This window comes from Phenylobacterium sp. (assembly GCF_035539035.1).
Lineage (GTDB): Bacteria > Pseudomonadota > Alphaproteobacteria > Caulobacterales > Caulobacteraceae > Phenylobacterium.
In genome coordinates this window covers 555,672-579,778 of sequence record NZ_DATLJI010000016.1, presented here as the reverse complement: position 1 = coordinate 579,778, position 24,107 = coordinate 555,672, and the positions used below count along the sequence as shown (strand labels likewise).

The window sequence follows — 24,107 nt, the reverse complement described above, 5'->3', positions numbered from 1 at the left end:
GGCCCGCGACACTGCGGATGGCACGGGGGCTGACGCCTCGCGGGTCGGCGGCTAGGCTGGACCAATGCTTGACGTGACCCGCGCCTATGGCCTCGAGTTCCTGCTTCCGGCGGGGGACACGGCCGCAGGTCTGCCCCTGCGCGGGCACAGGGAATTCGACAGGCCGGAGATCGACCTGATCTGCCGCCTCGACCGCGGGACCTTTGTCGATGTGGGGGCCAGCATCGGGGCGATCGCCCTGCCGGTGGCCGCCGCCCGACCCGACCTGAAGGTGGTGGCCGCCGAGGCGCACCGGGGGCTGGCGGGCCTGCTGGCCGCCAATACCTACGGCAACCGCCTGGACAATGTGGAGCCGCACCATGTGGCGGTGGGCCGCACGCCGGGCGTGACGGCCTTGGCCATGCGCCCGCTGCGCAGGATCGGCAACTTCGGGGAGGGGGCCCTCGCCGATCCCGAACCCGCGCCGGAAGAGCCGGTGAGGATGACGACCCTCGACGAGCTTGCGCCCGAAGACGTCGGTTTCGTGAAGGTGGACGTCGAGGGTTTCGAGCCGGAGGTGCTGGCGGGGGCGACCATCACCCTGGCGGAGCGCCGACCCGCCTGGCTCGTGGAGGTGTCCAAGGCTCGGCCCCAGGTGGCGGCTGAGGTGAGGCGTCTCCTGTCCGACGCCAACTATAGCCTCTTCTGGTTCTTCTCCCCCGTGTCCGCCCCGCGCCGCGCCAGGGCGCGGTTCCGCCCGCAGCCGCTGGAGGGCGACCTCTCCTTCCTCGCCCTGGACGGCGAGCCGCCGTTTCCCCTGCCGCCGGTGGGCGCCTCCTGGCCGCAGGACGTCTCCGAATTCCCCCACCTCTCCGGCTGTGGACTGCGCCCGGCCCTGTCGCAGGGCTCAGGCGGCCCGAGTCGCGCGTCCAGGAACCCGAAGGCCCGGGCGTAGAGGTCGCGGACATTGCCGGGGCTCACGATGTGGTGGCGCTCGCCCCAGTAGGTGACCAGCAGGGCGTCCCGGTCCTGCCGGTGCAGGGCCGAGAACATGGCCTCGGCCTGGGTGATCGGGATGTTGTCCTGGTCGCCGTGCATCAGCAGGATTGGCGTGCGGATCCGGTCGGCGGACCACAGGGGGCTGTTTCGGGCGTAGCGGGGGAGGTCCGTCCAGGGCGGGACGCCCATGTCGCCCTGGGCGGTCTCCACCCAGCCGGCGCTCCAGGCGGTCCACAGGCCCTCCTCGGGCCAGGCCCGGTACATGGGCGGGATCGTCCCCCACTTGCTCAGCAGGTCCACCGGCGCGGAGATCACCACGGCGGCGCGGAAGCGGTCGGTCTGGGCGACGGCGGCGAGCGCCGTGTAGCCGCCGAAGCTCTTGCCCCAGAGCGCGATGCGTCCGGCGTCGAAGGCGCCCGCCGTGGCGGGATCCGCCGCGGCCGCATCGACGATGGTGAGGATCCGGTCGGCCAGGCCGGCGGCGGGCTCGCCGCGGGGCTGCGGCGTCGGCAGGCTGGGGACCAGGACCGCATAACCGTGGCCGGTGAGGACGCGCAGGTCGGTGGCGAGGCCGCGGGGCTCCGGGGGATCGGTGGGCCGGGCCCGCAGGGTCTCGCCGGCGTAGGCGCGGACGACCAGCGGCGGGGGCGGGGCGCCGGGCGCCGGCGGCGGCAGGAACAGCCAGCTGGTGAGCGGGCTTCCATCGGGCCCGGCATGGGCGACGGGGACGGCGCGCGGCGGGTCGACGTCGGCGAAGCGGGGGTTGAGGCGGGCGAGGATCCGAGGGGGGCGGTCCGGCCGGGCGAGCTCCAGGCTGTCGAACCCCTGGACGTGGCCGGGCGCGGTGCGGCGGAAGGCGGCGCTGGCGTCGGGACCGGCGGCGAGGAGCATGGCGTCCGGCGGCAGGACGGCCCCCGTGCGGACGCCGTCGGGGGCGAGGCGCACGAGCCGGCGTTCGCCGTCGACGCTGGCGGTGGCGAGGCCGGCGGGGGGGATCACGGTCCGGAGCCGGTCGCCGGTGAGCGGGCGCGGCGCGGCGACGGGTCGGACGTCGGCGAGCGGAAGGCGGGCGGCGCGACCCGCGGGATCGATGCGCCAGGCGACGCCGTCCACGACGGCGACCAGGCCGGCCGGGCCGAGGGCGGTCAGGGAGCGGGGCGCGGCCGGAAGGCTGCTCGTCAGGTTGACCGGGCCGGCGGCGGCGAGGCGATACCAGTCCGGCCGGGAACTTGGGGCCTCGGCAGGCCGGGCGAGCACCACGGGGTCGGCGCCCATCCAGCCGGCCGGGACGAGGGTGGGGCGGCCTTGGGCGACCGGGACGAGGCCCCCGCCGGGGCGGGTGACGGCGCCGCTGGCGGCCGCGATGCGGACCAGCTCGCCCCGGGGCCAGGGGGCGCCGGTGGGGCGGGCGTAGGCCAGCAGCTCGCGGCCGTCCGGCGACCAGGCGAGCAGGTGGGGGAGGAGGTCGCAGGCGGGGCAGGGCGCCGTGCGGATGCCCGTCTGGAGGTCCAGCAGCGTGAGCCGCATGGCCTGGGTCCCCAGGCCGCGGTCGCCCTGCAGGGGCTCGTCGCCGTGCAGGGGGAGGTCCTCGCCGGCCTCGAGCAGGGCGACGGACCGGCCGCCGGGGGCTGTCTCCAGGTCGACGAGCTCGCCCGTGGCCAGCACGGTGCGGCGGCCGCTGCGGACGTCGATCCGCAGCAGGCGGCGCGGGGGCGGCCGGGCGCGGACGCCGGCGAAGGCGCCGCTGCCGAGGATGGTGACCGCCAGCCGGCCGCCCGCGGCCCGGGCCCAGAGGCCGGGCAGGCGCTCGGCGGAGAGCCGGCCCAGCCGCATCAGGACGGGCAGGCTGCCGTCGGGCCGGTCGATGACCAGCAGCTCGTCCTCCGAGCGCCACTGGACGGTGCGTCCGTCCACGGAGAGCTCGGGGGTGACGCCGAGCCACCGGACCTGGCCGGTGGCCAGGGTGATCACGCCGAGGGTCCAGCCCTCACCGTCGAGCCGCTGGACGGCGAGCCGCGTCCCGGCGGGGGAGAAGCCGGCCAGGCTGTGACCGGCGTGCGCCTCGGGCGTGAGCAGGGGGCGGGCCGGGCCGTCGCCGTCGAGCGGCGCGACCATAAGCCGGCTGACGGTGAGCGGGGTGAAGTGGTCGAGGTCGAACCGGGGCGCGGTGGCGTGGGCGTCGCGCCGCTCGACCACCAGCCAGCGGCCGGCGGGGTCGACGGCCGCCGCGCCGAAGGCCTCCTGGGCCAGGAGGTCCTCCACCGTGAACGGCCGGGCCGCCGCCGGGGCGGGGGCCAGGGCGAGCAGCAGGCCGAGCAGCAGGCCGAGCAGCAGGAGTTCCGCCGCGCGGGCGGCGGGCAGGCGGACCGGCATGGGGGCTCACCAGGCGCGGGTGAGCTGGACCCAGGCGAAGCGCCCGATGGGGTCGGCGTTGGCCGGGTCGTAGGCCACCCCGGCGACATTGTCGTAGAAGGGCGGGTCCCGGTCGAAGGCGTTGCGCACCCCGAGCGTCGCGGCGATCCCCTTCAGCGGCCCGGTCTCGGCGGGGGCCAGGCGCAGCTGCAGGTCCACCGAGGGCTGGGCGGCGATGCGGGTCCCGAGGGCGTCCTCGTAGGCGCTGACATAGTTGAGAGCGGCGCCGGCCGTGAGGCGGCCCCGGGTCCAGTCCGCCGTGAGCCGCCCGCGGAAGTCGACCGGGAAGTTGGCGACGCCGGCCCGGTCCACGGCGGCGGCGTCGGGCGTGGTCCGCTGCTCATAGGCCAGGATCCAGGAGCCGGAGGCCCCGAGCGCGATGCGGTCGTCGCCGAGGTCGACGGTCCAGGATCCGGTGAGGTCCACGCCGGAGACCCGCAGGTCGGCGGTGTTGACGTAGCGGTTGTCGGCGATCGCCCCATAGGCCTCGGGCGGGAAGCCGGCCGAGGCCGGGATCAGCGCCGGGCTGGCCAGCAGGGCCTCCATCAGCGCCCGGTCGGCGGCGTTGTCGGCCGGCGAGATGCGGGTGATGAAGCTGGCCAGCGTCGGGTCGGACAGCGCGTTCAGGATGTTCTCCTGCACCGGCTTGCCGATGCGGTCCTCGAAGCGGACCTCGAACCAGGTGGCGCCCAGGCGCAGGCCGGGCAGGGCGGCGGGCGTCCAGTCGGCGCCGGCCGTCCAGGTGGTCGCCGTCTCCGGCCGCAGGTCCGGATTGCCGCCGTTCAGCAGCAGGGTGCGGATCCGCCCCGCGCCCAGCGGCAGCAGGCTCCCGGAATAGGCCTCGGGGTCGTGGACCTCGCGCAGGGCCGGCGCGCGGAACGAGCGGCCGTAGGTGGCCCGCACCGTCAGCCCGTCCACCGGCGCCCAGAGGAGGCCCGCCTTGGGGTTGGCGGTGGTCCCGACGTCGGAGTAGCGCTCCACCCGCCCGGCCAGGGACAGCTCCAGCCGCTCCAGGCCCGGCCGGCGGTTCTCCGGCCCGACCAGCGGCGCGCGCAGCTCCAGGAAGGCCGCCGCCACCGAGCGGGCGACGTCGGCGCCCTGCTGGGGCACGGGCGTGGGCGAGGCGGAGAAGCTCATCCCCGTGCGGACCAGGGTCTCCCGGCGCAGCTGGCCGCCGACCGCGGCCTGAAGGGGGCCGCCTGGAAGGGTGAGCAGCGTCCCGTCCGCCTGCAGGTTGGCGGACATCACCTGGCCGCGGGTGTGGGTGTCGGCGTAGCCCGAGCCGATCACCGCCAGCAGGGCCGGGCTGTTGGCGCCGGGCGTCCCGCTGAACGGGTTGAAGTAGCCGTCCCGGGCGGCGGAGAAGGGCGTCTCGGGCCGGTCTGCGACGGAGCCCACCGCCTCGGCCAGCAGGGCCGTGTTGACCGTGCCCCGCGCGTGGGTGGCGGTCCTCTCCTGGGCGAAGGCCAGGTAGCCCTCGCCCCGCCACGCCCGCGGCAGCCGCGCCGTGGCGCCCAGGGTGAGCGCCAGGCTCTCCTGGCGGCCGTCCAGCCGGGCGTTGCCGACCTCCTCGGCGAAGCTGTAGGCCACCGAGTGGGAGGAAGCCCCGGTGGGGGAGACGAAGAAGGGGTTGGCGCGGGTGACGGCGATGTTGGCGATGGAGCTGGACAGCCTGACGCCGAAGTCCCGGCGGCCGTAGCGCAGGTCGGCGGTGAGCTCCACGGCCTCGCCCAGCTGCTGGTCGGCGGCCACATAGAGGGCGTGCAGGTCCTGGCGCGGCAGGATGTCCACGCCCCGGCGCTGGTTGCCGAGGTTGGCCTGGCCGGCGAGCAGGTCCTGGGGCCTGAGGCCCACGCCGTCCTGGCCGGCCGGGATCGCCCAGCCCACCACGGTGCCTGAGGGTCCCGTCGTCAGGATGTTGCCGGGGAAGGCGTTGGTCAACCGCTGGTCGGAGCCGCCGAACCGCCGCAGGTCGGCGTCGGCCGCGAAGTCGCGGTCGTCGCCGGAGAGCCGGCTGCGCCGCCGGAGTTCGTAGGCGACCAGCAGGCCGCCGCCGTCCCAGCGCCGGCCGAGGAGCTGGGACAGCTGGAGCTCGGTGGGCTCGCCATCCGTGCTCGCGCCCGCGGTGAGCCGGGTCTCCGCCCCCTCGTAGTCCCGGCGCATGATGATGTTGACCACCCCGCCCACGGCGTCCGCGCCGTAGAGGGCGGAGGCTCCGTCCAGCAGCACCTCCACCCGCTGGACCGCGGCGCTGGGCAGGGTGGAGATGTCGGCGAAGTCGCCGAAGCTGCCGGCTCCGGCGAGCCGGCGGCCATTGACCAGCACCAGGGTGGCGTCGGGCCCGAGCCCCCGCAGGTTGACGCTGGAGCCGTAGCCGGAATTGCGGCCGACCCGGTCGGCGCCAGTGGTGCTGGCGCCCTCGTTGGCCACCCCGCTGAAGTTCTGCGGCAGGGCGCCCAGCGCCGCGGCCACCGTCGCGTGGCCGGAGCGGTCCAGGGCCGCCCGGTCGAGGACCAGCAGGGGCGAGGCGGTGCGCGCGCCGCGGATGTGGGTGCCGGTGACCTGCACCTCTTCCACCGTGGCGGCGGCCGCGGCGGGGTCCGGGCTTGTCGTCGTCGCCGCGCCGGGCGCGGTGGCCATCTCGATGGCGGTGTGGTCCGCCTCACCGCCGAAAGGGCGCGGCGGGCCGCCTCCCGGGCCGGCGGTGGGCGTGGGCTCGCTCCGGCGGCGCAGGACCAGGACGCCTGGGGCGGGGCGGGTGATGACGACCTCCTCGCCCGGGAACAGCCGGCGCAGCGCCTCCTCGGCCGTGAACCGGCCGCTGAGCGCCGGGGCGCGGCGGCCCTGCGCCAGCTCCGGCGGATAGAGCAGCTGCTCGTGGGTCTGGGCGGCGAGCGCCACCAGGGCGGCGTCCAGCGCCCCCTCGGGCAGGTTCACGGTCTGCGTAGGTCCCGCCTGGGCGGCGCCGGCGGCGGCGAGCGCGGCGGCCATGGCCGTGGCGGCCGCGAGGCGGGCGAGCCGGCGTTGCGGAGCCCGGGCGGGACGGCGGGTGTGGTGCTGCTGATCCAAGGTCTTCCCCCTTCGACGCCGCCGGATCGGCCTGCCGGCATGGCAGGTCCTCCGGCGCCCGGCGGTCCGTCAGGGGGGAAGACGCAGGGCGGGGCGGGGCGCCCTGGCGGGGGAGCGGAAGATTGTCGCCGTCAACCGGCGGGCGCCTTCAGGACCACGGCGCCGTCGGGGGCGCGGCGGGCCTCGAGCCCGAACAGGCTGCTGGCCGCGGCGACGAAGGCCTCGGTGTCGCCGGTGTCGAACACCCCGTTGACCGGGGCGGCGGCGAGCGCGGGGGCCTCGAGGCTGATCTTGTGCGGGGCGTAGCGGTTGACCTCGGCGACGGCGGCGGCGAGCGGGGTCTCCCGGAAGACGATGCGGCCGGTGGTCCAGCTGGTGGCGCCGGCGGTGTCGGCCGGGCGCGGGGCGGCGGCCCGCCCGGGGGCCACGGTGAGCTGCTGGCCGGGGGCCAGGGTCCAGGCGGCGTGGGTTTCGTCGTCGGCGCGGGCCGCGTCGGCCTGCACCCGGACCGACCCCTCCACCAGGGTGACCTGCACGGTCCCGTCCAGGCGACGGACGTCGAAGCGGGTGCCGAGCGCCCGGACGTCGGCCGCGCCCGCGTCCACCGTAAACGGCCGGGCGGGGTCGTGCGCCACCTCGAAGAAGGCCTGGCCGCGGACCAGCTCCACGCGGCGGCGGTCATCGTGGAAGCGGATCCGGACGCGGCTGTCGGTGTTGAGGCGCACGCGCGAGCCGTCCTCCAGCACCACCAGCCGCTGCTCGCCCACCCCGGTGTCATAGGCCGGGGCGGCGAGGCCGGGCCCGAAGCGCAGGGCGGCGGCGAGCGCCAGGGCGGCGAGACCGGCCGCCCCCCAGGCGAGCGGCCCGCGGGGAAGGCCGGCGGTGCGGCTTCGGGGGCGGCGGTCGAGGGCGGCGTGGGTGGCGGCGCGGATCTCGGGATCCTGGGCCAGGGTCCCGGCCTTGGCCCAGGTCCGCTCCACCTCGGCGTAGGCCTGGGCGTTGGCGGGGGTGCGGCGCCAGTCGCGGAAGGCCCTGAGCGCGTCCGTGGTCACGGCCTGCCGGCCCAGCCTGGCGAACCAGGCCGCCGCCTCGCTGCGGGCGCGGTCGCGTCGATCGCTCATGAAGGGCGTTCGCCTCAGTCGTGGAGACGGGCGGCGCAGGCCGCCAGGGCGCGCGTCATCCGCCACTCCACCGTCTTGGTGGAGATCCCCAAGCGTCGCCCGATCTCGGCATAGGTCAAGCCCCCGAAGCGGCTGAGCACGAAGACCTCGCGCAGCGGCGGGGGCAGGGAGAGCACCACCTGCTTCAGCAGCAGGGCCTCGTCCTGCCCGGGGAGGGCGGGCAGCTCGGGCAGCGGGCGGGCCCCGTCGGCCTCGGTGAGCGGCGGGCGGACGGCGCGCCGGCGGTGCTGGTCGCGGGCGGCGTTGAGGGCCACCGTGAGCAGCCAGGCCCGGGGACGGCGCAGGGCGGCGGGATCCGGTAGGCGGGCGGCGCGCAGGAACGCCTCCTGGGCCAGGTCCTCGGCGGTGTCTCGGCCGAAGCGCAGGCGCAGGACGGCCACGAGCCAGCCGCGGTGGCGGCGGACCAGGGTCGTCAGGAAGGCGGTGTCGGGGACGGCCGGGACGGCGGCGCCGTCCTCGGGATCGAAGGGGGTGTCGGGTTCGGCGAGGTGGGGGGCGGGGCGCATTTGGGAGAGCCTGAAGGGCGGCCGAGTCGTCAAAGTGCTACGTAAAGTCTGTAGATGTAAAGTCGGCGCCACCTGACCCTTCTGGCCCATGAAGCGGGGCGCAGACGTGGGGCGGCTGAGGCGGGTGATCGCCCAGAACGTGCGCCGGCTCCGCAAGGCGCAGGGCTTCAGCCAGGAGGGCTTCGCCGACGCCTGCGGCCTCCATCGCACCTACATCGGCGCCATCGAGCGCGCGGAGCGGAACGTCTCGGTCGACAACATTGAACGGATGGCTGACGCCCTCGGTCTCGAGGGGTGGGAACTCCTGAGGTCGTCCGCGACCTGACCGTGAGGTCGTGCGCCGACGACGCCACTTGGGCTTCGGGCGCGAAGCTGATTCTGCGAAGGAGCGCATCGGGAGTGCCTGCGCGGATATGGAAAAACTGCATATGACGGTTTTCCGTATAGCTCAAGGGCCGCACCAACGGTGGCGGTCCGTCCATGCCGAAGTCAGTCTTCTCGGGAGCGCATCGACATGTCGTCGACGCCCTCGTGGAGGGCCGCCGGCGTTCCGGACTGACCCAAGCGCAGGTCGCCGAGCGGATCGGCCGCGACCAGAGCTTCATCTCCCTCATCGAGAACGCGCAGCGCCGGGTGGATGTGCTGGAGTTCTTCGCCCTGTGCCGGGCGATGGATGTGGATGCGATCGCCCTGCTGAAGCAGATCGAGGCCAAGCTCCCCGGAGACCTGAGGATCTGAGGGGCCTCGTCCGGAAGGGAGAGGCGGAGCCTCAGTAGGGTCTGGGTTCGTCCTGAGCCGAGAGTGCGTCGTCGCTGCGCTCCGATCGGGAAGGGCGGTCTGAGCCGGAGAACCCCAATTCCCATCGAGCTCCCTGGATCGAATGCTGTCCTGGTGGACCGATCCCAGGGGTCGCCTGCAGCGCCAGCGGGAGCATCCGGCGGACGCGGAACCGCACCTTCATTTGAGGCTTGATCCTCCTCTGGAGGTGCTGGTGCTGCTGGATCCGGGAACGACCTGCTGGCGGATGGAAGAGGCCGAGCGGGCCGCCATCATCATCGACATGGCCGACTACTTCACCGCCGCGAAGGCGGCGATGCGGGCCGCCCGGCGATCCGTGCACCTGGTCAACTGGGCGTTCGATCCGGACACGCTCTTCCATCCGCAGCCGGGCGGCGGCGGGCCGGACGAGGACCGCATCGGCCCCTTCCTGACGCGGCTCGCAGACGAGCGTCCCGAAATGGACGTTCGGGTCCTGTGCTGGAAGGCGTCACTGCCGATCTCCGCTACCCAGAACTTCTTCACCCTGAAGGCGCGCCGGTGCTTCGCGGGCAGCCGCGTCCGGTTCCATCTCGACGGAAGCCTGCCGTTCGGCGCGGCCCACCACCAGAAGATGATCATCATCGATGACCACCTGGTGTTCTGCGGCGGCGGCGACATCGGACCGGATCGCTGGGACACGGTGCGCCACCGTGACGACGATCCCCGGCGGTTCCGGCGCGGTAGGAAGTGCTACGCGTCCCGGCACGAACTGATGATGGCCCTGCAGGGGGCGCCGGCTCGGGCGCTCGGGGAGCTCTTCCGCGATCGCTGGCGCCGTGCGACCGGCGAGGAGATCCGTGCAGCGCCCGGCGACACGGGGGCAGCGCTCTGGCCGGCCTGCCTTGAGGCGCGCTTCGGGGCGGTGACCACCGGCATCTCGCGGACCCGGTCGCGATACGGCGACCTCGCGGAGATCCGGGAAAGCGAGGCGCTGTTCCTGGCCATGATCGCCAGGGCGAAGCGCCGCATCTACCTCGAGAACCAGTACATGACCTCTCCGATCCTCGCGGAAGCCCTGGCTGCCCGGCTGGCGGAAAAGGACGGACCGGAGGTGATCCTGGTCTCCACGCTCCACTGCCCCAGCTGGTTCGACCAGATGACCATGGATCGGACGCGGTCGGCGTTCATCGGGCGGCTCGAGCTCGCCAACGTCCACCGGCGGCTTCACGCCTACTGCCCGGTGACCTCCGGCGGCCGGATCATCATCGTCCACGCAAAGGTCGCGATCATCGACGACGACCTGCTGCGCATCGGCTCCACGAACCTGAACAACCGGTCGTGCGGCTTCGACACGGAGTGTGATGTCACGCTGGAGGCCACCGGCGGGGGGGCGATGCAGGCCCGGCGGGAAATCGCGCGCGTGCGCTCCGATCTGGTGGCTCACTGGCTTGGGGTGGCGAGCGAGGTCCTCGATCGTGCAGTGGACAGGGCCGGCGGACTGGGTGCGGCGATCGAGATGCTGCAGGCCGGCGGCCAGCCGCGCCTCCGGCGGTTGGGCCCGAAGCAACTCGGCCCGCTCGCCACCTTCATCGCATCGCACCACATCGGAGACCCGATCGGGCCGGCGGACGCCTGGCGACCGTGGCGGCGCAGGCGGGACATGGAGGCCGCCCTGGCACGGCAGAAGGCGGCGCTCGCGCGCGCCGATCTGCCCGCGCCCGCGGCCGAAGGGGTGCGGGAAGTGGTCTAGCAGCGCGGAGCGGCGTGGCCGCCGATCGGGGCCTCGCTCCAGGCCTTCAGGCATCCGATCTGGTCGAGGCGTGCGAACATCCGGCGTACGTTGCCGGCGTTCTCCTCCATCAGTGTCAGCACCTGAGGCCTGGCGACGGCCGCTGCGGGCACGATCAGGCCCCCCTCCGTGCGCCGGCAGAGGCCCGCCCGTTCCAGACGGGCCGCACGACGGCGCAGGGTCTCGGCGGGAATGTTCAGGCGCGCCGCCAGGGTGGAGATCGGGACGGGACGGCGCAGACGGTCGGCGACGGGGTAGCCCTCCGGGGGCTCACGCCCCGGCAGGTGCTGGATGTTGGCGCGGGCCGCCTCCAGCAGCAGGAGAGCGGCAAGGGGATCCCGCGCCTGACGCATCACGGCTTCGATGAACCGCAACAGATGCTCGGCGAGGATCCGGTTCACCACGCGCACGGGCGGATCATCGCCGTCCCACCGCGGTTCCGTCGTCGCGGTGGGCGATGTCCCGATGTCGGGGAGGGCGCCGGCCGCCAGGAGGTCGGCGTGGAACTGCCTGAGCCGTTCGAAGCGCGCAACGCTCAGCCGCTTGAAGCCGGGGCTCGCCAGGGCCGTCTGCGGGACGACGATCCCGCCGTCTTTGGCGACGCAGGCGCCCTCCCGTGTCAGGCGGGCGATGCGGCGGCGCACCGTCTCGAACGGGAGGCCCACGGACTGGGCCACGGCGTTGACGCTCACCGGGCGGAGCAACGCGTCGGGCGAGGGGGCGTCCAGGGCCCCGTAGGTGAACTGGAGGCCCTGATCCAGCTTGATGGCGCCCAGGTTGGCGTCGATGACAGCTGCGATCAGCAGGCGGTCGACGATGTCGGCGCCGTTCCGGCTCAGGTGGATCTGGTCGAGCAGGTAGGCCAGGGACAGCCGGGTGAGCCGCCACAGCCGGGCGGGCGCCGGACGTCGCGGGTTCGTTGACGGTGTGGCCGGTACCAAGCGCCTTTCCCCTTTCAGCGCGTGCGCCTCCAGCGTTCCAGCGAATGGACGCCTGCGCAATGGGGGCGTTCCGCGTGGGGTGTTCCCCCGGGGACGTGAGATCCGCCGTCAGCTTTCCCGGCTTGTTGGGGCCTAGCCCAGCCGCGGCGTCCTAGGTCCCGGCGCGCAGCCGGCCGATCAGGCTCCGGAACTGTTCGACCTCGCCCGGGAGGAGGGTCTTCCTGGGGTCGTCGTTCGCGATCTCCGCGCGAAAACAGAACTCCAGGCATGCGTTCACGACGGCGAAGGCGGTGCCGTCGCGGGCCCGCGTCCTGATCTTCACCAACTCCGCGATCTCTTTACTCATACGGCAAGCATAGCGTGTTCGGTGAACGCGGTATAGTCCGCGTAAAGAGGGTTGTGAAACGTGGTCGCGGGCCCTCTCGTCCCGCCGCGCCCCCTCCAGGCGCTGCCCAAGGGAGGCGCGCCCCCTGCGCTTGAGGGGCGCCGCCAGACCGGCCGCCCGCCTTCGCCGGACGGGGGGCGGCCGGAAGCGCTCATGGGAACGCGGGATAGCAGTCAGCCGCCAGGGAAGCGCCTCGCCCCGCGCGCCCGTGTTGGGGAATCGTTGGGCCGGTCAGTTGCTCTTCAGGCGCTGCGCCGCCGCGTTCAGCGCCTCGCGGTCATTGCCGTGCCGGGCGATCAGTTCGCGGGCCTCGTCCATCGACAAGCCATGCTGGTCGGCGAAGTAGCGCACCTCGTAGTCTTCGGAACCGGAGACGCGGCTGCGATCCGGCTCTCCGACGTCCTGCTTGTTGTCAGCCATATGTTTTCTCCGTGGGTGAACCCTCGGCAGAATCCCGATCGCCTAGGCGCGGTTCCATCCAGCGGTAGTGCGAGCTGGCGCGGCGTGGCGTCCAGCTCAAAGCGGCGTCTCGCCCGCCCGCTCGCGCACCACCTCGGCGGGGTCCTTGTCCTCGCGCAGGCCGACGAAGCTCGCGTGGCGTATCATCCCGCTGGCCGTCCATTCCTGGAACTCCGCCTGGGCCACCAGCTCGGGCCGCACCCAGTGGACCTCGGCGCTCTTGCGCGGGCTCTCCAGCGCAAACGGGCTCTTCGCCGCCGCCAGCGGCTGCAGCCGCTTGAGCAGCCCCGGGGTCCTGGCGAACCCCCGCTCCAGGCTCCCCACATAGCGCAGCCGGCCGCCTTGGTGGACGCCCACCAGCAGGCCCTTGAAGTGGCGTCCCGGCTCCTGCGTCCAGCCGCCGATGACGAACTCCTGGGCCAGCCGGCACTTGGACTTCACCCAGGTCTCGCCGCGCCCGGCCACATAGCGGCTGTCGCGGCGCTTGGAGACGATGCCCTCTAGGTCCATCCGGCAGGCCGCCGCCAGCAGCGCCGCGCCCGACTGCGGAAGGGGCTCCACCGCCCGGATCCGCGAGGAGGGCGCATCCGCCATCACCTCCGCCAGGATCGTCTTGCGGTCCTTGAGCTGGAAGGTCCGCAGGTCGGTGTCCCCGCGCCACAGCACGTCGAAGGCGAAGAACACCAGCCCCGCCGTCTGCCGCCGCCCGATCGCCGCGCGCAGGCCCGAGAACGCCGGCTTGCCGGCCGCGTCCAGCAGGCACAGCTCGCCGTCCAGTATGCCCTCGAAGCCCAGCTCGGCGACGTCCTCCACGAGCTCCGGCAGCTGGTGGGTCCAGTCGTGGCCGTTGCGGGTGAACACCTGCGCCTCGCCGCGCTCCGCGCGCAGCTGCATCCGGTAGCCGTCGAACTTGATCTCGTGCAGCCAGGCCGCGCCCGACGGCGGCTCGGCCACGAGCCGGGCGTGCTGGAAGTCCACGAACCGCGGCATCGGCTGGGCCACGTACTGCCGCTTCGACGGTGGAAGGCTGTCTCTCGGGCGGCTGGGCAAGCGGGAACCTCCGGGCGCGTGGAGAGTCGAGTCCGTCCGAGACAGAGGAGTTCCCATGAATCCCGAGCATGCCGAGCACGACGCCCTGGGTCACGAACGCCGGCTGGCGGAGGCGCTGGGCGCCCTCGTCCAGCAGGGCGACATCTCCGACTACCGCGACAGCCTGGGCCATCCGCTGACCAACAACCTCGCCTTCCGGCATGCCCAGTCCATCGTCGAGAAGTTCGGGGTGACGCACGAGGATATCTGCGAGGTGCTGGACACCTGCGGCGACGACGGCGCCGAGGCGTCGCGACGGCTGGTGCGGCGGACGGGCGAAGTCCGACCGGCGGACAAGCCGCCGGAGTATCGGACCTGGACGACGGGACCCTGAACTCCACGGAGCCGTGGATTCGCAGTGGGACGGAGTGGCGCCACCTGAGATGTGCCGCATATGTGCCGGGATGCCGAAGCCCATCGCCTGCCGGAGGCGATCGCGGGCGCACACGTTCGCGTAGTTATCGGCTGGACGAAGGGCCTGAGATCCTTCCAGCGCGCCAGACAGGTGTGGCGGCGCGGATCCCCGGTTGCCTTTGCGCTCCAGCAGCGCCCGTATCACAAGATATCGATGTTAGGATGCGACTTGCTGGAACGCTACCACGACTAAGGGTGGTCACGTCCTTGTCGTGAAGCGCGTACGTCGCCTTCGCGCGGATTGCACCGCGCACCCGACCTCGTCCGCGCCCCATCTTCAACTTTCCGGCGGGCGGGCGGCGGGCTACGCCGCTCAGATACAGTCTCAGGCGGTTTATGGAGCGCGGGCTCTTCTGGTCGGTGTGTCGATTCAGGAGCCCATGCGCGTGGCTAATCCAGAACAACGATGGGCGGCTGGGCAAGTCGGCGCGGATTGAGCATGCGCTTCTTGGCTATGCCGTTTTGACCTGTGCGCTTGCCACATTTCCCCGCCTGTCGGTGTGTCTGGCGGCGGCTGTCGTGCTGCGAGAAGGCGCCGCCGTCGAGTTGCTGCAGGACGTTCGGGGGTTTCCTGGCAATCCTCAGGCCGGGGACAGGCTCTCCGACATTCTGGGTGTCGTTTTGGCGGCGACAGCCTTCCTGGTTGGCTGGAGTTCAGATCGGGGCGCGAGATTACGTGAAACCCCGATGCGCTTAGAGTTGCAGTTTGGACCTTGGGGCGCCCGTGATCGGGGCGGGCAGCCGTTCGGCCTGTCCCAAAGCGCCATCCTCCATCTGCCAGCGCCATGTGGATTGTGGTGGGCGATGCGCCAAATGCGAGGGCCGACACCGCACCCAGGGCGGCAGAGTGGCGGAATGAGCCACGCACCATCGAGCGCCCCCTGGGCGGCAAATGAAAACCTCGAAGGGGCCCTCCGCCACCCGGGGTCGTGTTCCCGCGCGGATTACTCAAGCGACACGCCGCTCACCGGGCCAGAGCGCACAGCCCTGGCGATGCTCCGCTGTGGGCGCAATTTCGCCGAAGCCTCGGAGAGTAGCGGTGTCGCCGTGGCGGGACTGCTCGCCTTGTGGAAACGGCAGAGCGCGGACTAGAGACTAGGCGCCTCGGCGGCGGACCATCGCCCTGGCGGCCTCGGTTTCCGGCGCGACCCAGCACCGGCTGTACTCCCAGAAATCGCGGACGACCTGCGCTTCATCGAGGCCGCCGTGCGCAAGGCGCGGTGTCGACGGTGGTGCTGACCGGCCGGTGAGGTGGCCCTGGGTTCGCCACGGCCGCCGCACCCTCGGGGCGGCCAACTCACCTGCTACGCCCGCAGGGGCCCGATTGCCCAGGCCCTGCCGGCCTTGGTGGAATGGTACGGGAGCTTCTGCGGCGCCTGAGCCGCGGGCGGTCGCCCCCGTCAACGTGAACATGGACGAGGGTAATCCGCCCGGCTGGACGAGGCCACCGAGGGCTCTCAATCCTTTGTTTCGACATTTAGAAAGATCGGCCGCCAGTCTCTCATGAAAGCGGATGGGGCCGGGGCGCCGTTTCAGCCACCCCGTTTCAAGGCGTTCACCGCAAGCGTGCCAAGAGTATTGGGGCTCGGGAGCAAGACGCTCTGCATTCGCGCATAGCCGCGGTTCTGAGCAACGACGAGAAGGGCGATCGCGCTCACAGCGCTAATCACAAGGATCACCTTCGCCGCTCCGAGAGCACCCCATATTGGCGCAATGAACACAAAGCCCATCACCGTGAGAGCCACCGTGGTGGCTTCGATGATCGACAGCGCTGCACCTCCGGCGTTGGCCTTGAAGACCGCGGCAATGCAGAGCTTCGCGCTTTGAACGGCTCCCGCCAGCAGCAGAACCTTTGCGAGGGGAATTGCGGGTTTGAAGGAGGCTCCAAACAAAAGCGGCAAGACCCAATCGATCAGCGGCCAAAGAACCGCGGCCGCCGCCGCTGATAGCAGAATTCCAGCGCTGATTGTCGCCTCGCTCAATCCGCGGCGAGTTGACGGATCGGATCGGTGAGTCAAAGCGGGAAACGCAATTAGATCGATCGAGTATCCGATCAGGAAAACCAAATAGGATATCGCAGTGGCGACCGAATAATGTCCGAGTGTCGTCATGGATACGAAGGCGGGTAGGAGAATTTTGTCGGCGTTATCTCGGGTCACGATGGTCAATCTCTGAACGACCATCGTGCGGCCATAGGCGAAAAGGCTTCGGCTCAGACCAGCGCTCGGGCGTTTGCAGGCGAGAGAGGCCCCGCTGAAGAACAAGCCAGTCAGCGTGACGACCGAAAGGGCAATGACGTTCGCGGAGACAATCGCCGCGAGATTCCCGCGCCCGAAAAACCAAGCACCACCAATGAGGGCTAGGTAAAGCGGACCGTTTGCCGCCCGAAGCAGGTTCCAAATTAAGTGCCTAGGGCCGACCTGCAGGAACGAGAGGGCGAGTTGGTTAAGGTGATAGAGAACCGGGTAAGCTAGGAAAATCAGCCCGGCGACGGCGACCATTCCGCCGAGCGGGGCGATAGCCAATATGTAGAACACTACGCAGGCCGCTAGCGCCAAGCTTGATGTCAAGGCCGACGCCATTAGCGATGACGAGATGATTTCGGCCTTGTCCCACTGTCTCAAGGCAAGCTGATAGACGGCTGCCTCGTTGAGCCCAAGCATTAGAACCGGGGCGATAAACGAGTAAGCGGCAACGATGAAGGCTAAATTCCCCCTGTCCTCGGGGCCGAGTAGGCGTGCCACAAGCACCCCTGATCCCAGGTTGACCAGTTGGATCAGGAACGTGGCACCGAAGGTGGCGAAGGTCCGGCTCATGCGCTGTGGAGAGCCGAGGCGGCATCCTGCCTGCCGCCCGGCGCGTCTCCAGCGTTGACGAGCTGTGTGAGTAGGCGACGACCGACGTCGCGCAGAGAGGGGTCGCTGAGCACGCGAGCGTTCGACTGAATGTGTAGCGGGTCGCGCGATGAGAACAGAACGAGTCCATCTGGGTTCGCCGCAATCGCCGCAGCGAGCATCGCTTGGCCGAACATAGTAGGGTTCGCGAGATCGGCTCCGCAAGCCGAGCTCATCCTATCGAGGGTGGTGGGGCTTTCGGCAAGGCGCTTGCGAAGGGGGCCTGCCGCGCTGCGCAGGATGCTGTGCAAGGATGTGGGGACCCCCGAACGGGCCGAGAAGTCGGTCGGACGCCACTCGTGTTGCCAGAGTTGAAATTCATGAGGATGAACTGATCGAATGCGGGCGGTCTGCTCGAACGTCGAGGCGACGCCGACGAGCCCGATCGCGCCGGACGACCGGAGCCGTTCTAGAGCCATCAGAAGTTCATCAGTAATCAGATCGAGTTCCACTTCGTGCAGAAGCAGGGCCTCAACGTGCTCGCGCTGCAGTTCGCGAAGACTGGCGGTCACAGACCGTTCGACAAATTGAGCGGAGAATTGGGCGCGGGTGGTTGATTGCGAGTAAGCTGCCTTACCAGCTCGCGAAGCGAGATTCGGAGCGAAAGCACGCACGCCCCCGCCCACCCATCGCGCGGTGAGGACGACTGACGATCTCACTCGAGAGGGTGGGGCGATGCCGACTTTGGTTGCTACAGTTACTCCGCCGAAGTCTCGCAGCGCCCTGCCGAGCGCTTGTTCCGCCGTGCCCATGCCATAGGCAGGGGCGACATCGAAGTGCCGGATCCCGTTGTCATAAGCCTCACGAATTCGGCGGATGCTCTGGCTGAGAAACGGCCCCCCAAACACTCCGCCGCAGCCATAGCCCAATGAGGAGGTGCGGCTCGGCAATGGAACGGCTGGAGTCATCGTTGGCAAAGCCCTTTGAGGTGAGTGGAGAGCCTCAGGCCTAGAGCGATCGCTGTGAGCGTGGGGTTAGAGAATCCCGAAGTCGGGAATACCGCGGCACCTGCGGCAAACAGGTTGTCGCAGCCGAAAACGCGCAGGTTGGCGTCAGTTACACCATCGCTTTCGCGGCCTGCCATGCGGACCATACCCATCTGATGATTCGCGTCGTCGATCGTGGCCAAGAACGCCGGGTCTCGTGCGAGCAGAGTTGGGCTGAGGTCAATATCAGCGAGCGAAGCGCCCCGGAGCGCGTCTCGGACCGACGTTGCGAAGCGAGCCATCGTATCCAGTTCGGACCCATCGATGTGCCAGTCCAAATTGACACAAGGCATCTCGAGCTCATCGACGTCACGCCGTAGGGTAAGTCGGCTCGTGCGTAGCGGTATCTGCTCGGTCGTGAGGCGAAGCTGAATGCCTTTGTCGGCTGGATTGTACATTCGCCGGTAGCGAAGGTATCGCGTCGCCATCGGGAGTACTATTTTCCTCAGTTCAAAGAATTCGCTGACACTGCGCAAGTCAATTTTTTCAAAGCGTCCGCGCAGCAGGCCGCGGACCAGGATTTTTAGGTTCGCGATATGCTCTGATTGCGCCGAGTTATAGACGAAATGCGCAGCAACGCCGACAAGCCGGTGAGACCTTTGAGCTTGTTCGGATAGCTTGATTTTGGGATGGTGCTTAATCCCAGACACAAACGCGTTGTCGAACGCTTGGTCGAACTTCGCCCGCGAGATGGGCTTCACATCGCCGGCGAAGGCGTCGATGTGGTCCATAAACCCTCGTCCAAGCCACGGATTTTCCGACCAAGGTCCAACCGCCCCGCCCTCCAGCGGAAGCATCATTAGCCGCGCCATCTCAACAGTGCCGTTCGCAAGAACTATGTGACGGCCATGCAGCACCTGGCGTTGGCCGCCGCTCCTCAAGATCACAGGGGCCACACGCTCTCCCCGGTCGAAAGGGGCTAGACCGACGACCGGCGAATTAAGGTAGACGTGTAGATTCGTTCTTGTGGTGAGCTCGGGCCGAAAAAGCCGCGCAAGGTTAGGCTCCGGTGCCCACCGCGTGAAGAACACCTCCAATTCGTCGGGAAGGTTTGGCGGGATGGAAGCCAATCTCTCCCAAACTTCAGCATCACTCAAGGCTGTGACACCCAGCATTTGATACGCAGCGCTGTAGTGCGGTTGCAGATTGCTGTGCGTAACAGGCCATCGCGCATCAGCAACCCACGGCCGTTCCTCGAAGACTACTGAGTCGAACGGCGCCAGCTGCCCGCCCCAAAAATTGGTGGTGCCCCCGAGCGCTCGAAATCGGCCGACATGCAGCCCTTCCAGGGGATATCCGCTCCAAGACGCTCGCCGAAAAATGGACTGCGAAGCGTTCGCTAGCGTGCGTCCACCCGCTTCCAAGAGGGCGACCTTGAGATCGCTGCGCGCGAGATCGATAGCGAGGCACATGCCAACAGCGCCAGAGCCAACGACAATGACATCGTACTCTGTTGTCGCCGGATTGTCGGGAAAGGCATCAACGATCAAGAGTGTGCCCCGCGGAGAACGACAAACTGGTGCGCTCGGACTCCCTCGCGCCAATGCCACCTTCCTTAACGACCAAGGCTCCCAGCGCAAAGAAGAGCATTCGTGCAATGTCCATGAAGTAGCTCACTTGGTGTTGCACGAGCAGCGCAAGCAACACTAGCGCGACGCTGAACATGGTGAGATTCTTGTATTCCGAGATCGTGGCCGCGGCTCTGTATACAGCAGCCAGCACGAGGGTGGCGAACATGCTGAGGCCGACCAAGCCGAGTTCGGCTGCTACCTCCAAGAATATATTGTGGGGATACATTAGCGTCGAGGGGGTTGTGCAGGTATAGCCGCATCCGATCAGGGGGCTGTTTACGAATTGACTAACGGCGAGAGCCTGGACCACTTCACGCGCGCGAAACGCGTAGTCTTCTATCGAATAGCCTGTGTCGAGGCCGAGCGTCTCAAGGGCGACAATCACCAGGCGCGAGAAGCGATCTCTCCCGAGGGTGCCGACCCACTCCACGATGGCTGCTTCAAAGAGGTGGATGAAGACGAGGGCAACGGCGAGGGGTACGCCCGCGAGGAGAATCTGTCTTTGTAAGCGGCGACTTCCACCGATCCACAAGGCGGCTGCGAGCGCGACGGCGGCGCCAAGCAGCGCGCCGCGGGAGCCATTGTCCAACAGAAGAAGCGTGCCCCAGACGATGGCTACCGGCCCAAGCGTCCATGCAACTTGGCCTGGAAGCGTATTGGCGTCTGGGCCCCGCATGTTTCTTGCCTTCCAGGCGAACAGGACGACGGCCAAGCCAACAACAATCCAGATATTCAATGGGTAGGAGAGGCCCACGGCCGTCGCGCCGACGAATATTTGTCTGTCCCAAAGCTGCTGTAGGTTCGGGCTAAGAACGTATGCCAGCGGTATCAAGAGAAATCCGACGAGCATCTCTAGGGCGAAATGCCGACCGTCTCGTGAGCTCGCAATGATGCGGCCCGAGGTGTAGTAGGCTAGCAGCAGCGCGTTGTTCATCAGGAGCTCGATGGACGTCTTGTCTATTTGGGTTGGCGCCCAAGCGTTGGAAATTAGCCGGTAGGCGATGAAGGCGAGCATGAGCGCGTCAATCCGATGAAATCGCACGGAAGATCGGCGAAATTGCACCGCGGCGACCAGCGCTGGTGCGATCGCCATCAATCCCTGGAGCCAACCAGGCAGATAGAAGGCGTGCTCAAGAGTGTAGAGGGATGCCGCCAACGCCAAACCTACTCCTGGATACCGGATCGAGGCGACTAGTGCAGATAAGATGACAAGGATGATGATCATTCGCGCGCTTGTATTCAGGTGAAATCAGGTCTTGCGGGAGAGTCGACGCTTAAGCTTCCCTGCAAGCGCGATCCCGTCCTGCACCCGCGCCTCCCAGGAGGCAGCCACCTTGTCCAGTGCAGGGTAGTCGACGCGTATCTCCGTAGGAAACGTCACCTCGTAATCGCTCATCTTGGATGGGCGGGTCAGGAGGTAGTACGGGTTGAGGCGAGAGCCGTGTGTTCCGCCCTCTCCCGATACACCGATGTTATTTACGAGAGTCCTCGGGGGATAGATGTACAGGCCGCCGTGCATAAAAACAGTGTAGTACCACCTGATAAACCAACTATTCACCCGTCCTTCAGTTGACAGTTCAAGTATATCGCTAAATCGCCGCACGCCAGCGGCATTAAAGAACATCCTGAAGGAGCGAGACGAGAGGATTGCGGGCGCGACCTCTTCGTTTGGATCGAAATGGTCCCAAGCTCTTGACCAAGTCGCCCACCCCCACGGATGCGCAAACGGCAGTGCGAAAGCTGCCTGCCGGCCGCGCAGAGATGGCGTGTCATACAGATAGGCGCCAAGTCCCCACACGCGTTCATCGGACGCGTAGGTATCCAGACCACGGTTGAAATATTCGAGCGTCGCGGGGGAGAGCACGAGATCATCTTCCAGTACGATGGTCCGACCAAAGCGCTGGCAGAGTTCGCTGACGCCAGAGTAGATCGCGTTTTTCAATCCCACATTCTCTTGGCGGAAGCGGGCCTCGATGTTTGGTAATTTAAGGCTGGTGACAAGAGCTCTGACCTCGTTCACCGCAGTGACATCGGAGGCTCCCTTTGGACCGTCGACGAAGATCGTCACATGAGTGTCCGCGAACCCACGGCAGGCCCGCAGACTGTCAAGCATTCGGGCTAGGTGGTCTGCCCGTCTGTAGGCAAAGACGGCGACCGGCGCGAGTGCTGGCTTACTGCGCTTCATTTGTGTGAAGCCCTTCTAGTGCGTCAAAGCGGAGTAGGGGTCAGCTCGACACAATGCAGCGATCAAGGAACCATGCGTACGTACTCGCAGCGCCTTGTTCGAGGTTGATCCGCGGCAACCAGCCCATCCCGCGGAGCTTGTCACCGCTCATCAGCTTGCGGGGAGTGCCATCGGGCTTGGTCGTGTCATTGAGGATCTCACCGCGGAAGCCGACGACGTCGCAGACCAGACGGGCGAGGTCGCTGATGGTGATGTCCTCGCCGGAGCCGACGTTGACGTGCTCGGCGTCAGAATAGGTCTTCAGCAGGAAGACGAGCGCGTCAGCGCAGTCGTCGGCGTGGAGGAATTCGCGCCTCGGCGTGCCCGTGCCCCAGATGGTGATCGAAGGGGCGTTTGCGACTTTGGCCTCGTGCGCCTTGCGGATCAGGGCCGGGAGCACGTGGGAGGAGTCGAGGTCGAAGTTGTCGCCGGGCCCGTAGAGGTTGGTGGGCATGGCGCTGATGAAGTCGCAGCCGTGCTGCTTGCGGTAAGCTTGGGCCAGCTTGATGCCGGCGATCTTTGCGATCGCGTACCACTCGTTGGTGGGTTCCAGCGGGCCGGTGAGGAGGGCGTCCTCCGGGATCGGCTGGGGCGTGAACTTCGGATAGATGCACGACGAGCCGAGGAACAGCAGCTTGCCCACGTTCGCCCGGAAGGCGGCGTGGATGATGTTCCCCTCGATCATCAGGTTTTCGTAGAGGAAGTCGGCGGGCTGGGCGTCGTTGGCTAGGATGCCGCCTACCTTGGCCGCGGCTAGGACCACGGCGTCGGGCCTGTTGGCCTCCATCCAAGCCTCCACGTCCGCCTGGCGGCGCAGGTCGACCGCGTCTCGGCCGACGGTGAGGACCTCGCAGTCCTCCGACGCCAGCCGGCGGACCACCGCCGAGCCGACCATCCCGCGATGGCCGGCTACCCAGACGCGCTTGCCCTGAAGCCGATAGAGGCTCACCGCGGCTCGGCCCCGACGAACAGGAGGTCGGCCTGAATGGCCGAGCCGTCCGTGTCGAAGTGGGTGTTGAAACGGCCCTTCAGCGCGAACCCGTGGCCCCACAGAAATCGCTCGATCTCGTCCGCTAACTTCTGGCCGGCGTAGAGCTCCACGAACGACGCCTCGACGTAGACGACGTCGATATTCGGCAGCAGGGCGGTCGCGCCCTCCAGCACCTCGTATTCGAAGCCCTGTACGTCGATCTTCAGAAGGGCAGGACGAGCGAGTTCGCCGCTGACCACCTGATCCAGGCGTTCGGTGCGCACGCTGAGCTGCCCCGCCTCATCCATGCCAAACATTTCGCGTTGGCGGTCGCCGAGCGGCAGGAGGGACGAGGAGTCTTCGCGGCTAGCAACATGCATGAGTGCGAGGCCTGACTCACGGCTGCAGGCTAGATCGTGCACCGTGGAACGCTCGGCGGCGAAGGTCCGAAGGACCTGCTGCAAGCGGGCGCGCGGCGCAGGCAGGGGTTCGAAGCATTCGAGCCGCGCCTGCGGCCAGGTGGCCGCGGCGAAGGCCGCGAACTGCCCCTTGTTGGCGCCGACGTCAATCACAGTGCCGAAGGCGAATCTTGAAAGCGACGCCTCGTGCTCCACTGTCGGGGCCACACGCAGCCACAGCGCCGGCCAGAGCTGAGGGCGGATCGCGATTGCGGCAAGCTTGTGTGCGCGCGAAATCATCGTGGCGTCCTAGCCGTATCCGGAGCAGCCGTCGGCCTTTTCTGGACGAAGACTAACAAGAACGGGCGCAGAGCCGCCGGAACGACACCTCCGATCCATGATGTGATGCGAAGAAGTGCGCGGCTGCGCGCGAAATACATGATTTCGGCGGAGTGAGTGAACGAGCAATTGCGCCAGCGGCCTTCTGGAAAGTAGCGGCGGATCGCCGATTCTGTGTTCAGTCGATAACGGGTTGGGAACACGTCGACTTCGGACCTGCCCGGCTGCAGGATCGAAATGGCTTTACTGTGAAGGCTGTTGGGAATCAGCGTCGCTCCCATCGCCACGATGCCGAAGCGGTTCGGGGTGCGGGCGCAAAACCATCCTCCAGGCTTCAGGACTCGTTCGACCTCTCGTGCAAAGGAAGCTGGGTCTTCCACATGTTCGAGCACCCAGTCACTAAGGACGACATCGAAGGTCGCGTCCGGGAAGGGAAGCGGCGCGCATGGGTCGAATACGACAGCTTCGTCGACGTGCGGGTTCTGAAGGACCGCGGGGTCAACGTCCGCACCAACGACGCGGCCAACCCGCCCCTGCAGCGTTGCGTACCGACGCTTGTAGTCGGAGATTTCGGCTCCGCCGTGTGCACCTCGACCGGCTCCAAGGTCCAACACCGAAGAGGTGGGGCCAATCAGGGCGTGGATATACGAGTAGAAGAGGAATGTGAGGTCGAGGCGGCTAAACCCCGCGATGCTTCGCTCGGGGAAGCACGCAACTAGATTATCCTCGGCGACAGATGGCAT

20 protein-coding genes and 1 pseudogene are annotated in these 24,107 nt (G+C 68.6%); 5 read left to right on the top strand and 16 right to left on the bottom strand.

Annotation, left to right across the window (positions count from 1 at the left end; all coding sequences use genetic code 11):
- Positions 1–64: 64 nt before the first annotated feature.
- Positions 65–619, top strand: a pseudogene (locus VM685_RS16730) (FkbM family methyltransferase); the annotation flags it as partial.
- A 53-nt stretch (positions 620–672) separates the two neighbouring features.
- Here VM685_RS16730 and VM685_RS16725 read toward each other — a convergent pair.
- From VM685_RS16725 to VM685_RS16710, 4 genes are all read right to left on the bottom strand, one after another.
- Positions 673–3,351 (bottom strand): prolyl oligopeptidase family serine peptidase, encoded by a 2,679-nt coding sequence (locus VM685_RS16725; protein ID WP_325461315.1) that lies wholly within the window; start codon positions 3,349–3,351, stop codon positions 673–675.
- Positions 3,352–3,357: 6 nt separating this feature from the next.
- Positions 3,358–6,459 carry a TonB-dependent receptor gene (locus VM685_RS16720; protein WP_325461314.1) on the bottom strand — a complete coding sequence of 1,034 codons (3,102 nt, stop codon included), beginning with the start codon at positions 6,457–6,459 and terminating at the stop codon, positions 3,358–3,360.
- A 131-nt stretch (positions 6,460–6,590) separates the two neighbouring features.
- Positions 6,591–7,580, bottom strand: a complete 990-nt coding sequence (locus tag VM685_RS16715) for a FecR family protein (RefSeq protein ID WP_325461313.1) — start codon at positions 7,578–7,580, stop codon at positions 6,591–6,593.
- A 14-nt stretch (positions 7,581–7,594) separates the two neighbouring features.
- Complete coding sequence (locus VM685_RS16710; RefSeq protein ID WP_325461312.1) at positions 7,595–8,146, bottom strand: RNA polymerase sigma factor; 552 nt, start codon at positions 8,144–8,146, stop codon at positions 7,595–7,597.
- Between the two features lie 88 nt (positions 8,147–8,234).
- Between VM685_RS16710 and VM685_RS16705 the strand changes: the two genes are divergently transcribed.
- The 3 genes from VM685_RS16705 (at position 8,235) to VM685_RS16695 (ending at position 10,655) form a co-directional block, all read left to right on the top strand.
- Positions 8,235–8,471 (top strand): helix-turn-helix transcriptional regulator, encoded by a 237-nt coding sequence (locus VM685_RS16705; RefSeq protein WP_325461311.1) that lies wholly within the window; start codon positions 8,235–8,237, stop codon positions 8,469–8,471.
- A 155-nt stretch (positions 8,472–8,626) separates the two neighbouring features.
- Positions 8,627–8,884: a helix-turn-helix transcriptional regulator gene (locus tag VM685_RS16700; protein ID WP_325461310.1), complete on the top strand. Its 258-nt coding sequence runs from the start codon at positions 8,627–8,629 to the stop codon at positions 8,882–8,884.
- A gap of 142 nt (positions 8,885–9,026) precedes the next feature.
- Positions 9,027–10,655 (top strand): phospholipase D-like domain-containing protein, encoded by a 1,629-nt coding sequence (locus tag VM685_RS16695; protein ID WP_325461309.1) that lies wholly within the window; start codon positions 9,027–9,029, stop codon positions 10,653–10,655.
- On the opposite strand, the gene VM685_RS16690 is transcribed toward VM685_RS16695, so the two are convergent.
- The 4 genes from VM685_RS16690 to ligD form a co-directional block, all read right to left on the bottom strand.
- The gene (locus tag VM685_RS16690) at positions 10,652–11,635 is read right to left on the bottom strand and encodes a hypothetical protein (RefSeq protein WP_325461308.1); all 984 of its coding nucleotides are present in this window, start codon (positions 11,633–11,635) and stop codon (positions 10,652–10,654) included. The genes VM685_RS16695 and VM685_RS16690 overlap by 4 nt on opposite strands.
- Before the next feature lie 151 nt (positions 11,636–11,786).
- Entirely contained in the window at positions 11,787–11,981 is a 195-nt protein-coding gene (locus VM685_RS16685; protein ID WP_325461307.1) for a hypothetical protein, read from the bottom strand.
- Positions 11,982–12,251: 270 nt separating this feature from the next.
- Positions 12,252–12,440, bottom strand: a complete 189-nt coding sequence (locus tag VM685_RS16680; protein ID WP_325461306.1) for a DUF3606 domain-containing protein — start codon at positions 12,438–12,440, stop codon at positions 12,252–12,254.
- 96 nt (positions 12,441–12,536) lie between these two features.
- Complete coding sequence (gene ligD / locus VM685_RS16675; protein WP_325461305.1) at positions 12,537–13,481, bottom strand: non-homologous end-joining DNA ligase; 945 nt, start codon at positions 13,479–13,481, stop codon at positions 12,537–12,539.
- A 103-nt stretch (positions 13,482–13,584) separates the two neighbouring features.
- Between ligD and VM685_RS16670 the strand changes: the two genes are divergently transcribed.
- Entirely contained in the window at positions 13,585–13,902 is a 318-nt protein-coding gene (locus VM685_RS16670; RefSeq protein WP_325461304.1) for a hypothetical protein, read from the top strand.
- A 1,612-nt stretch (positions 13,903–15,514) separates the two neighbouring features.
- On the opposite strand, the gene VM685_RS16665 is transcribed toward VM685_RS16670, so the two are convergent.
- The 8 genes from VM685_RS16665 to VM685_RS16630 all read right to left on the bottom strand — a co-directional run bounded on the left by VM685_RS16665 (position 15,515) and on the right by VM685_RS16630 (position 24,107).
- Positions 15,515–16,798 (bottom strand): lipopolysaccharide biosynthesis protein, encoded by a 1,284-nt coding sequence (locus VM685_RS16665; protein ID WP_325461303.1) that lies wholly within the window; start codon positions 16,796–16,798, stop codon positions 15,515–15,517.
- Positions 16,795–17,784 (bottom strand): aldo/keto reductase, encoded by a 990-nt coding sequence (locus VM685_RS16660; RefSeq protein WP_325461302.1) that lies wholly within the window; start codon positions 17,782–17,784, stop codon positions 16,795–16,797. Before VM685_RS16660 ends, VM685_RS16665 begins: the two co-directional genes overlap by 4 nt.
- Entirely contained in the window at positions 17,781–19,352 is a 1,572-nt protein-coding gene (locus tag VM685_RS16655; protein WP_325461301.1) for an FAD-dependent oxidoreductase, read from the bottom strand. Before VM685_RS16655 ends, VM685_RS16660 begins: the two co-directional genes overlap by 4 nt.
- The gene (locus VM685_RS16650; RefSeq protein WP_325461300.1) at positions 19,342–20,658 is read right to left on the bottom strand and encodes an O-antigen ligase family protein; all 1,317 of its coding nucleotides are present in this window, start codon (positions 20,656–20,658) and stop codon (positions 19,342–19,344) included. Before VM685_RS16650 ends, VM685_RS16655 begins: the two co-directional genes overlap by 11 nt.
- 24 nt (positions 20,659–20,682) lie before the next feature.
- Positions 20,683–21,501 (bottom strand): hypothetical protein, encoded by an 819-nt coding sequence (locus tag VM685_RS16645; protein ID WP_325461299.1) that lies wholly within the window; start codon positions 21,499–21,501, stop codon positions 20,683–20,685.
- Positions 21,502–21,658: 157 nt separating this feature from the next.
- Positions 21,659–22,606, bottom strand: a complete 948-nt coding sequence (fcl, locus tag VM685_RS16640) for a GDP-L-fucose synthase (protein ID WP_325461298.1) — start codon at positions 22,604–22,606, stop codon at positions 21,659–21,661.
- Complete coding sequence (locus VM685_RS16635; RefSeq protein WP_325461297.1) at positions 22,603–23,325, bottom strand: FkbM family methyltransferase; 723 nt, start codon at positions 23,323–23,325, stop codon at positions 22,603–22,605. Before VM685_RS16635 ends, fcl begins: the two co-directional genes overlap by 4 nt.
- Positions 23,322–24,107: a class I SAM-dependent methyltransferase gene (locus tag VM685_RS16630; protein WP_325461296.1), complete on the bottom strand. Its 786-nt coding sequence runs from the start codon at positions 24,105–24,107 to the stop codon at positions 23,322–23,324. Before VM685_RS16630 ends, VM685_RS16635 begins: the two co-directional genes overlap by 4 nt.

Excerpts from the sequence above, each read along its gene's own strand:
- VM685_RS16725 (WP_325461315.1), bottom strand. The coding sequence starts at position 3,351 with ATGCCGGTCCGCCTGCCCGCCGCCCGCGCGGCGGAACTCCTGCTGCTC.
- VM685_RS16715 (WP_325461313.1), bottom strand. The coding sequence starts at position 7,580 with ATGAGCGATCGACGCGACCGCGCCCGCAGCGAGGCGGCGGCCTGGTTC.
- VM685_RS16710 (WP_325461312.1), bottom strand. The coding sequence starts at position 8,146 with ATGCGCCCCGCCCCCCACCTCGCCGAACCCGACACCCCCTTCGATCCC.
- VM685_RS16705 (WP_325461311.1), top strand. The coding sequence starts at position 8,235 with ATGAAGCGGGGCGCAGACGTGGGGCGGCTGAGGCGGGTGATCGCCCAG.
- VM685_RS16700 (WP_325461310.1), top strand. The coding sequence starts at position 8,627 with ATGCCGAAGTCAGTCTTCTCGGGAGCGCATCGACATGTCGTCGACGCC.
- VM685_RS16695 (WP_325461309.1), top strand. The coding sequence starts at position 9,027 with ATGCTGTCCTGGTGGACCGATCCCAGGGGTCGCCTGCAGCGCCAGCGG.
- VM685_RS16685 (WP_325461307.1), bottom strand. The coding sequence starts at position 11,981 with ATGAGTAAAGAGATCGCGGAGTTGGTGAAGATCAGGACGCGGGCCCGC.
- VM685_RS16680 (WP_325461306.1), bottom strand. The coding sequence starts at position 12,440 with ATGGCTGACAACAAGCAGGACGTCGGAGAGCCGGATCGCAGCCGCGTC.
- VM685_RS16670 (WP_325461304.1), top strand. The coding sequence starts at position 13,585 with ATGAATCCCGAGCATGCCGAGCACGACGCCCTGGGTCACGAACGCCGG.
- VM685_RS16665 (WP_325461303.1), bottom strand. The coding sequence starts at position 16,798 with ATGAGCCGGACCTTCGCCACCTTCGGTGCCACGTTCCTGATCCAACTG.
- VM685_RS16660 (WP_325461302.1), bottom strand. The coding sequence starts at position 17,784 with ATGACTCCAGCCGTTCCATTGCCGAGCCGCACCTCCTCATTGGGCTAT.
- VM685_RS16650 (WP_325461300.1), bottom strand. The coding sequence starts at position 20,658 with ATGATCATCATCCTTGTCATCTTATCTGCACTAGTCGCCTCGATCCGG.
- VM685_RS16635 (WP_325461297.1), bottom strand. The coding sequence starts at position 23,325 with ATGATTTCGCGCGCACACAAGCTTGCCGCAATCGCGATCCGCCCTCAG.
- VM685_RS16630 (WP_325461296.1), bottom strand. The coding sequence starts at position 24,107 with ATGCCATCTGTCGCCGAGGATAATCTAGTTGCGTGCTTCCCCGAGCGA.